The organism is Candidatus Hakubella thermalkaliphila (assembly GCF_013281975.1).
Classification (GTDB): Bacteria; Actinomycetota; Humimicrobiia; order Hakubellales; family Hakubellaceae; genus Hakubella; species Hakubella thermalkaliphila.
Genome location: NZ_BLRZ01000092.1, coordinates 1 through 7,909 on the forward strand (window position 1 = coordinate 1; position 7,909 = coordinate 7,909).

At 47.1% G+C, this 7,909-nt stretch carries 12 protein-coding genes and 2 pseudogenes; 10 read left to right on the forward strand and 4 right to left on the reverse strand.

Going from position 1 to position 7,909, the window contains the following annotated elements; genetic code table 11:
* Positions 1-214: 214 nt before the first annotated feature.
* The 5 genes from HW443_RS08330 to HW443_RS08345 all read left to right on the forward strand — a co-directional run bounded on the left by HW443_RS08330 (position 215) and on the right by HW443_RS08345 (position 2,587).
* The gene (locus tag HW443_RS08330) at positions 215-505 is read left to right on the forward strand and encodes a ribbon-helix-helix protein, CopG family (RefSeq protein ID WP_246273287.1); all 291 of its coding nucleotides are present in this window, start codon (positions 215-217) and stop codon (positions 503-505) included.
* Positions 489-848, forward strand: a complete 360-nt coding sequence (locus HW443_RS08335) for a type II toxin-antitoxin system PemK/MazF family toxin (protein ID WP_176231540.1) — start codon at positions 489-491, stop codon at positions 846-848. The genes HW443_RS08330 and HW443_RS08335 overlap by 17 nt, the downstream gene beginning before the upstream one ends.
* A gap of 221 nt (positions 849-1,069) precedes the next feature.
* A complete protein-coding gene (tnpA, locus tag HW443_RS08340; RefSeq protein WP_176231539.1) occupies positions 1,070-1,474 on the forward strand; it encodes an IS200/IS605 family transposase in 405 nt (134 codons plus the stop codon).
* Entirely contained in the window at positions 1,475-1,840 is a 366-nt protein-coding gene (locus HW443_RS13375) for an RNA-guided endonuclease InsQ/TnpB family protein (protein ID WP_246273286.1), read from the forward strand.
* A gap of 3 nt (positions 1,841-1,843) precedes the next feature.
* The gene (locus HW443_RS08345; RefSeq protein WP_258190483.1) at positions 1,844-2,587 is read left to right on the forward strand and encodes an RNA-guided endonuclease InsQ/TnpB family protein; all 744 of its coding nucleotides are present in this window, start codon (positions 1,844-1,846) and stop codon (positions 2,585-2,587) included.
* 42 nt (positions 2,588-2,629) lie between these two features.
* On the opposite strand, the gene HW443_RS08350 is transcribed toward HW443_RS08345, so the two are convergent.
* From HW443_RS08350 to HW443_RS08360, 3 genes and pseudogenes are all read right to left on the reverse strand, one after another.
* Entirely contained in the window at positions 2,630-2,989 is a 360-nt protein-coding gene (locus HW443_RS08350) for an S-adenosylmethionine decarboxylase (RefSeq protein ID WP_176231538.1), read from the reverse strand.
* Between the two features lie 197 nt (positions 2,990-3,186).
* Positions 3,187-3,450, reverse strand: coding sequence for an Rdx family protein (locus HW443_RS08355; protein ID WP_176231537.1), 264 nt, complete (start codon positions 3,448-3,450; stop codon positions 3,187-3,189).
* A 421-nt stretch (positions 3,451-3,871) separates the two neighbouring features.
* Positions 3,872-5,274: pseudogene (locus HW443_RS08360) on the reverse strand (transposase).
* A gap of 64 nt (positions 5,275-5,338) precedes the next feature.
* Here HW443_RS08360 and HW443_RS08365 point away from each other — a divergent pair.
* The 5 genes from HW443_RS08365 to HW443_RS08385 all read left to right on the forward strand — a co-directional run bounded on the left by HW443_RS08365 (position 5,339) and on the right by HW443_RS08385 (position 7,201).
* Positions 5,339-5,662: a DUF6788 family protein gene (locus HW443_RS08365; RefSeq protein WP_176236218.1), complete on the forward strand. Its 324-nt coding sequence runs from the start codon at positions 5,339-5,341 to the stop codon at positions 5,660-5,662.
* 150 nt (positions 5,663-5,812) lie between these two features.
* A complete protein-coding gene (locus tag HW443_RS08370; RefSeq protein ID WP_176231535.1) occupies positions 5,813-6,124 on the forward strand; it encodes a hypothetical protein in 312 nt (103 codons plus the stop codon).
* Between the two features lie 83 nt (positions 6,125-6,207).
* On the forward strand, positions 6,208-6,402 hold the full coding sequence (locus tag HW443_RS08375; protein WP_176225978.1) for a DUF5678 domain-containing protein: 195 nt from the start codon (positions 6,208-6,210) through the stop codon (positions 6,400-6,402).
* A gap of 89 nt (positions 6,403-6,491) precedes the next feature.
* Positions 6,492-6,797: a pepsin/retropepsin-like aspartic protease family protein gene (locus HW443_RS08380; protein WP_176236219.1), complete on the forward strand. Its 306-nt coding sequence runs from the start codon at positions 6,492-6,494 to the stop codon at positions 6,795-6,797.
* Positions 6,798-6,934: 137 nt separating this feature from the next.
* Positions 6,935-7,201 carry a PIN domain-containing protein gene (locus tag HW443_RS08385; RefSeq protein ID WP_176231533.1) on the forward strand — a complete coding sequence of 89 codons (267 nt, stop codon included), beginning with the start codon at positions 6,935-6,937 and terminating at the stop codon, positions 7,199-7,201.
* A 336-nt stretch (positions 7,202-7,537) separates the two neighbouring features.
* Here the strand turns inward: HW443_RS08385 and HW443_RS13030 are convergent.
* Positions 7,538-7,909 (reverse strand): annotated as a pseudogene (locus tag HW443_RS13030) (hypothetical protein); the annotation flags it as partial.

Consider the following 7,909-nt stretch of genomic DNA (forward strand, 5'->3'; position numbering starts at 1 on the left):
CTCTGCTCAAAACCGTCAAAGAGGAACTCAGATTTCGAAACTGCACCCTAAAGAGGATCAAAACCCACCCTCAAGACAGCAGGCGGCAAGCTCGTACAGCAATTGATGTTCAGAAATTCCCACCGATGTTGGGACAGCCACGCTCTCCAAAAAATATTGACCTTAGGTCATACTTATGGTATGCTAAATTAGAATATTAGGTAAGAATTGAGGTATGATCACTATGACTTCCGTCAAGAAAGTAACTATCAGCCTGCCAACAGAGGTTTTGCAGGTGGTTGATGAGTACGCCCGATCAGAAGATCAAAGCCGGAGTTTTGTGATCAAAGAAGCCATAGAAAGCTATCTGAAGGAAGAGGTGGAACGTCGAACTGTAGCTGAGGCAGCTCAGATCTATGCCCAGATCGAAAAATCAGACCGCCAACTTTCAGAGGAGTTTTTGAGCATATCCTCTGAAACCCTCTCGTCTCTCAAGAGAAAGGATAGAGATGGTAGTACCAGCTAGAGGAGAAATCTACTGGCTGGACTTCTCACCGGCCCTTGGAAGAGAGATGCAAAGGATTCATCCAGCTCTAATAATCCAAAACGATGTGGCCAACAAGGTGAGCAGTCTGACTATTGTGGCCGCTATCACTTCTAATCTTAGGGTGGCTGATCTCCCAGTAGGCGTACTCATAGAGCCCCAGGATAGTGGTCTTCCCCGAAGTTCCGTAGTTCATCTTGGTCATCTCTATACCGTGGACAAGAAACGGCTTGGCCAATTAGTAGGAAAGCTTCCAGCTCAAAAAATGGAGGAGGTCAGTAAAGCTATCCTGGTAAGTCTGGGCCTGAGAGAGTTCAGGATCTAGAGGTTTCTTCTCTCTGGGGTAACCTGGATAACAATGTGGTCTTTCATGAGTCGAGGCGGTAAGTAATTACAAAGTTGGCCTGATGCAGCCAGCGAACAACTATATTTCCATATAAAGGGGCGCAGGGGACTGCCGACTTCAGGCGGTAGAGGAATACGTCCACATCTCCCTTCGCTGTATTAGGTTCTTAACAAGTAAATAATATGCCTGTATACAGGTGTATGAGCAATCCACGCTACAGGCGTAACGCGGGGTGTGTCTTCAACCTACATTATCATCTTGTAAGGTGCCCAAAATACCGCAAGCACGTACTCACGGGATTGGTCGCCGAACATCTCAAGGCGCTTCTTTACCAGAAAGCTGAGGAACTTGACGTAGAGATTAAAGGCTTGGAGGTCAGGCCAGACCACGTTTACCTGTTTATCGCCGCGCCTCTGACTGATGCGCCTCAGCATTTCGCTAATCAGTTCAAAGGCTACACGTCGCGAATTCTTCGGCAGGAGTTTCCGCACTTGCGCCGGAGAATGCCGTGTTTGTGGAGCAGGAGCTACTACGTAGGCTCTGCCGGTCATGTATCGGAAGATGTGATTCGGAAATACATCGAGGCTCAAAGAAAGAAGCCGTAAGTGCGTAAGGCGTTCAAGTACAGACTGTATCCGAACCCTGCTCAAGCTGAGGCTATGTCTCAGATGCTTGAAACACATCGTTGTCTGTACGACAACGCCCTGGCGCAGCGACAAGACGCTTGGGAGCAGAACCAGCGCACGGTAAAGTACACTGAGCAATCCGCCTGGATGAAGCGGGCTCGTATAACCGACTCCTATCTTGCGGCAACCAACTTCTCTTCCTGCCAGGCCACTTTGCGCCGGTTGGGTAAGACTTTTCAGGCCTTCTTTCGCCGCATCAAGACTGGGGAGAAGGCGGGTTATCCTCGCTTTAAAGGACGGACTCGGTTTGATACCGTTGAGTTTCCCGCCTACGGTGACGGGTGAAGGATTGATGGTCAACGGGTCTACTTTCAGCATGTCGGCAAAGTGAAGGTTAAGTGGCATCGCTGCCTGCCCGACACCGCTATTATTAATACCGTCTCCTTTAAACGTGAACCGGACGGCTGGCACGTCATCTTTTCATGCGAGTTGCCCGAGGTTGAGATTATTACTACCTTGAGCGCTGCCGTCGGCATCGACTTGGGCTTGAAGTCCTTCCTGGCCACATCCAATGGAGAGAGCATTGACCCACCCAGGTTCTACAGACAGGCACAGGACAAACTCCGTCGCGCTCAAAGAGCCGTCGCACGAAAGAAGAAAGGTAGCAATCGACGCCGCAAGGCGGTTCAGCATCTGGCGAAGCTGCACCAACACATCAAGAACCAGCGGAAAGACTTTCACCACAAACTTACTCTTTCTCTCGTGCGGCAATACGGCACGATTGCCCACGAGAATTTGAATATCAAGGGCATCGCCAGAACGAGCCTGGCGAAGTCTACCCACGACGTAGGATGGGCGCAATTCTTGGCTATCCTCTCGTACAAAGCGGCGGAAGCTGGTACGAGTGTTATAGCAATACCTGCTAACAATACCACCCAAGCTTGCAGTGTATGCGGAGCTTTGCCTGTTACTCCGCTTACACTTAAAGACCGTGTTTATAGTTGCGCTCATTGTCATCAAGTTTCCGACCGCGACTTGAACGCGGCCAGGAATGTTTTACGGCTCGGACTGAGCCTTCAGACGCTAACGTAGCGGGTTGCCGCAAGCGTGGTCTGAGAAGCTGTCGGCTTTAGCCTACAGAGTAGTCACAAATTCTATTTCTGTGGCTTTGAAAAACTCCTTTGTAAATTGAACTGCATCTTTGGTAGAAAAAGGTTTGCATGTATATATCTCCACGGTGAAGAAATTAAATTTATCCCAAGTATAAACAAAGGCACCCGACTCTACCCATCCCACAAATCCTGCCATACCGTGATGTAGAGGGTGGCTACAAGCATCTGGAGAAAATATAAAAGGTTCTGTCAACAAACGCATTTCTATTTTTTCTGCCAATTGGACTAGGTACTGTTTGATTGCTTCAGCATCAATAGAGATTGCATACCTTCCTTCGATAATAAGCCTTTTTCTGAATATTCTTGGTTCAAGATTTTTCATAGATGACCAAAAGCCGGGCAGAATGTCACAGGGTAAAGGAGGTCACCAATGGGATTGTATGGCGGAATGGACTTGGGGTCAAGGCAATGTCAGGTCTGACTATCCACGAGGAGGTCAAGATTCGGGTCCAAGAGAAAGTGCAAAATGAGCTGCCACGTATGCTAAGGCTGATGGAGCCCTACCAGGAGGATGTGTTGTTACTTCAGCTTCGAAATTTCCCCTTCAATTCCGTTTTTAATTTCCTCCAGGCTTGGAAATCTGCCAGCTTTCAACCTAGAGAATATGGGGTTTTCAGCAACGAAGACCTCGAACTTGCCACCACCCGACGCCTCAAGGATTACAGAGATCTTATCTCCATAAGCCGCCTTCAAACTACTACTAATCTCTTCCGCATTTGGTCTCCAGCCGCATGGATCACAGTATATTATTTTGACATTTACCGAGGCAACTTTCTTCGCCATTATCACTCACCTCCTGAATCTCTCATATCATATTCGAGTTCTTAGATGTTTTTCTCATTTTACATATTTCCTGTGTTTCTCGTAATATTTTGCTATGTAGTATATATATCTTGAGAGTACCGCATTTTCACTATCGGAGCAATTATTTCCCGTACTACGTTCCTTCGGAAATAGCGAGATCAACTCATACGGACAGGAATTTAGCACGGATTGTGCTGTGAGGGGAATCCACGAGAAATTCAAAGAGATTATTTTTCATGGTGCGGGCATGTGATTTACCCAGATGGACAAGTTAGTGGGCTGGATGATGCGGATCAATGAGGGGAACAGAGGGAGGCAGGCCAGGAAAGCAAGAAGGAGAGATACTAAAGAGGGTCTTCGGCAACAAGACTAACTCGGATATGAATGTGATTCGAGCAAGCTATGCCGCAAGGCGCAGTCCTTCGGAGCGAGAGAGATCGATTCGCTCGTGCAGGAATTCGGCCAGGATTGAGTTTTGGGGGGAATGGGCCAGGAATGCCGGAAGAGTGTTTCTCATGGCGATGGCCGTGACTTGTTCTGACGGACATATGCCTGGACGAATAGTTCGAATCCAGGAACCGAAGGAAGACCATACGAGTTTGGGGAATACCGAGGAAAGATACTGGAGCAAACCTTGGGCAATGATCCCGATTTGAATATGTCTGTGGTAGGCATTAAGTTTTCTGCGGACAGCATTTCGATATTCCTCGGTTTTTCTGTGGAGGCACTGGCGCCTGAAAGCCTTCGGATGGGCGTCATGGCCTGCATCCAGAAATGGTAGGCGTAGACGCCCAGAGTTCGGATGGCCTGCTTGAAGGAGACCTCGATTTTGAATCGAAGCCCGTAGAGGCGAATAATCTCCAATGGTGGCAGGGTTAAGTCAGTGCTCATGAGGAGGATCAAGCCTCTGGTGGGATGAATCACCGCAACAAATCGGACCAGAATGCCAACCGGTCGCCACAGGAGATCGAGACAGAGAAACCTCAGGCAAATGTTTTTTTCACCGTAGATAGGGCTGTGAGCGCTTTGCCTAGCATCAGGCTGATCAAATAGGGATCGTAGGTGGGTTTTTTCGCCGTATCTTCGAGGACGTCCCCGTCTTTTGGGTTCAGGCGGCGGCTCCGCCGGATAATAGGCGACTGCATTGTTCCTCACTCGAGTGAGGAGGTGGTTTCCCTTTTCGGTCAGTCCCAGGATGATAACTCGGGATGCGTAGTAGGCATCGGCGATGAAATAGAAAGGGGCCGCAATGTCCAGCGCATCGATCAGCAGAATCATTTTGTCGAGCAACGTTCTTTGGTCTTGGTTGGAGAAGATCAAACCCTGGTGTATCCTGCTGATCAGCGGAATTGCAAAGACACTTTTGAGTGTGCCAGCCAGCAGAGCTACGGCCTGACAGGAGTGTCCCATGATGTACTTGGGTTTCGTGTTTGACTCGGACTGCTGGTGCAATAGCTTGACGGCCGGCATTTTCTTTCCCGACTTGGCTATCTTCAGCCCGTCTCCAACCAAAAGGATCCTTCCGTTTGACCGCAGAATGGAAGGATAGATTTTCTGCACCAGGGCGACCCAGGCCTGAGTGAGCTTATCCAGGTTCAATGCCGGGCTGGGAAAGAAATCCAATATTCTGTCATAGCAGACTTCTTTCAGCCCCAGTGACCGAATGATGCTGGTAGCGCCCAGAAGATCGCCTCTTACGGTCATACCCGCAAGACAAGTTAAAAACCATAGAAAATTCCTAAGGCGGAAACTTGCCGGTCTCAATTGCCAGACTACCCCTAACCAATGAATCCAAAGTTGCATCATGGTCCTCCCTTGGTGGAGGTCTTTTCTTTACAAAATAGTATAGCATATGTATGCTATTCATATGGGTACAAAAAAGCTACAACAAATCGAAAACAAGATCAACAAAATAAAGAGGGAGCTCAACAAGCTCGGTGAGATGAGACCTGGATCACTCAGTCGGCAATACAAGAGACCCCAAAAACAAATAGGCCCTTACTACCAGCTCAGCTATACCCATAAGATGAAAAGCCGAACCGAGTACATCCGGCCTGAATTCATCAATGAAATCAAACAGCAAGTTGCCACCTACAAGAAGTTCAAAAAACTGATGGAAAGATGGATTGACCTGGCAATTGAACATTCCAGATTGAAGATGAAACTCGCCAAAACGGCCAGGTCAAAATAGGGGAGAACTGCTGCTGGGAAAGATTCAGATACTTTTTTGTGGCTCTCTCGTTTGCTATAATTTAGGGGATCAAGGACCAGAAAATGAGAAAACCCTCGATTCCTCCAGATGATTTCTTTTATGACTTCTGGGAGTGGCTTGATACCAAGGATGGCCAGAGCTCAGGGCAAGCACCTGATGATGTTGCCGATGCACTTAAATGGAGCAGAGCTTGACGTTGCAGATAGAAAAATCATTTGGAAAGATGGCAGCAGACTTACAACAGCGCAGACTGCAAAGCCAATACACGAGATAACTGGCGCTGATCTGCTAGCAATTACGAATCATGGGATCGGGTGGCTGGAAATGGGCTACATCCCCCAAGGCCTCAATGAAAAGCAAATGGAAGCCTTTGAGGCTGAAATTGAAAACTGGATTACAGAGCACGAAAAGTGGAAGACAAAGGCGGGACACTCGACTTGATTTAGTATGTCAAATTGTTGGAGAACTCGGTACTCTCAAGTAAAAAGCTTGATGCCAATTTTTAATGTAAAGGGGGTAGAGCCATGAGTAAAAATTTCGATGCATATACGGCACTCGATAAAACGGGTATAGAGAATAAATACGTGATCATTGTAAATGGTGAAGTGGTGGCAAAGGGTGAGAATATTGAGGAAATGCTCGATAGAGTGCGGCAAGAATATCCTCATGAAAGACCCTTTGTGGCAAAGGTGCCTGAGGAGAGGATGTTGGTACTATGATACGTCAAAGATTCAGAGAAGAAAGAAGTAGTTTAGGGATTGTTCTTCGCCCTGTAGCGGAGGTGATTTTCGAAAAGGATAGTTTCGCCGTGGAGATACCAATGTACGTAGATTCAGGTGCTGATGTTTCAATGGTACCTTTCCGTTTTGGCAGGGCTCTTGGCTTTGAGCAAGAGAGAGAAGATTCCATTCAAGAGGTTAAAGGTATTTCGGGGGCAGGAGTTCCTTATATTCTCAAGGAGGTTACCCTGGTGTTGAATGGTAAAAGGTTGAAAATAAGGATAGCGTGGGCATTAGTAGAAGAAGTGCCGATGCTTATGGGAAGAATGGGCATATTTGATAAATTTCGGGTGGTCTTTGATGAGAGAAATGGGTGGATTGATTTTGAGGAATGACGGCGGAACAGCGTATAACAGAGCGTATCTGGCTTCGTGCTTCGGCACTCCGCCCAAATGCCCCTTCGGGGCGCTTCGCCTACCCGCCGTCCGTTATCTGAAATGCGTGCCTTTAATAAATATAGGAGTAGGACAAAATGAAGCAACGGATTTATATCGACACGTCTGTCATTGGTGGATGTGAGGATGAAGAATTCTCTAAGTGGTCTATTCAGCTATTCAAGGATTTTCGGCAAGGCTTAAGAATTGCTGTTGTATCCGACCTTACGCGACGAGAGCTTGAAGGAGCTCCTGAAAGTGTGAAGAGGATATTGTCATCCCTTCCAGATACTAATGTGGAGAATGTTTTCCTTACAGAAGAGGCAGAAATCTTGGCTCAGAATTATCCCTACAGCGATACTTAAGAATCTTGGTTCAATATGTAGGGCATTTTCTTTAATTGAACCACAACATATTGTAGGTATTCAGGTAAATGACGTTGTAGGATTATATTGATGATGGAGTCGTGACTGCTAAACATATAGCAGATGCCCAGCACATAGCGATTGCATCTGTGGAACGAGTGGATGTACTGGTTAGCTGGAACTTCCAGCAAATCGTGAATCTTGATCGCATCCATGCTTTTAATTCAGTTAACTTAAAGGTAGGGTATCTTATATTAGAGATTAGGAGCCCAAGGGAGGTTATCCATGAAGAAGAAATTTGATGCTGTGAAATTTCAGCGGAAGGTTCGCGAAGAGTTAAGCGAAAAATATTCCTCCAATCGGGAAGCTTTTCTTCGTGAACTCAAGGAAAAATATGGCAACTTGCAAAAACAAAGGGCTGGCACGCACATCAGATAACAGAGCGTATCTGGCTTCTTGGGCTGCCTGGATGAGCGTTTTGGTATTCTCAATAGCCTTATCAAAGGTAATCTGCCCCTGTGAAAAGCGCACCCAGTAGGTATTGTAGAGGGTTATTGCTCCCTGCAGACTTTTGACCAATTCCCTTGGCTTGTCGAAGTTGAAAGGAAAGATGCTCACCTGATCCCCGAATGGGTTTTGACGGGCGGGGTGGCCAGTAAGGGTTCTGACTCTTTTCCCCCTAGAAAGCAGTTTCCGGGTTATGTATTT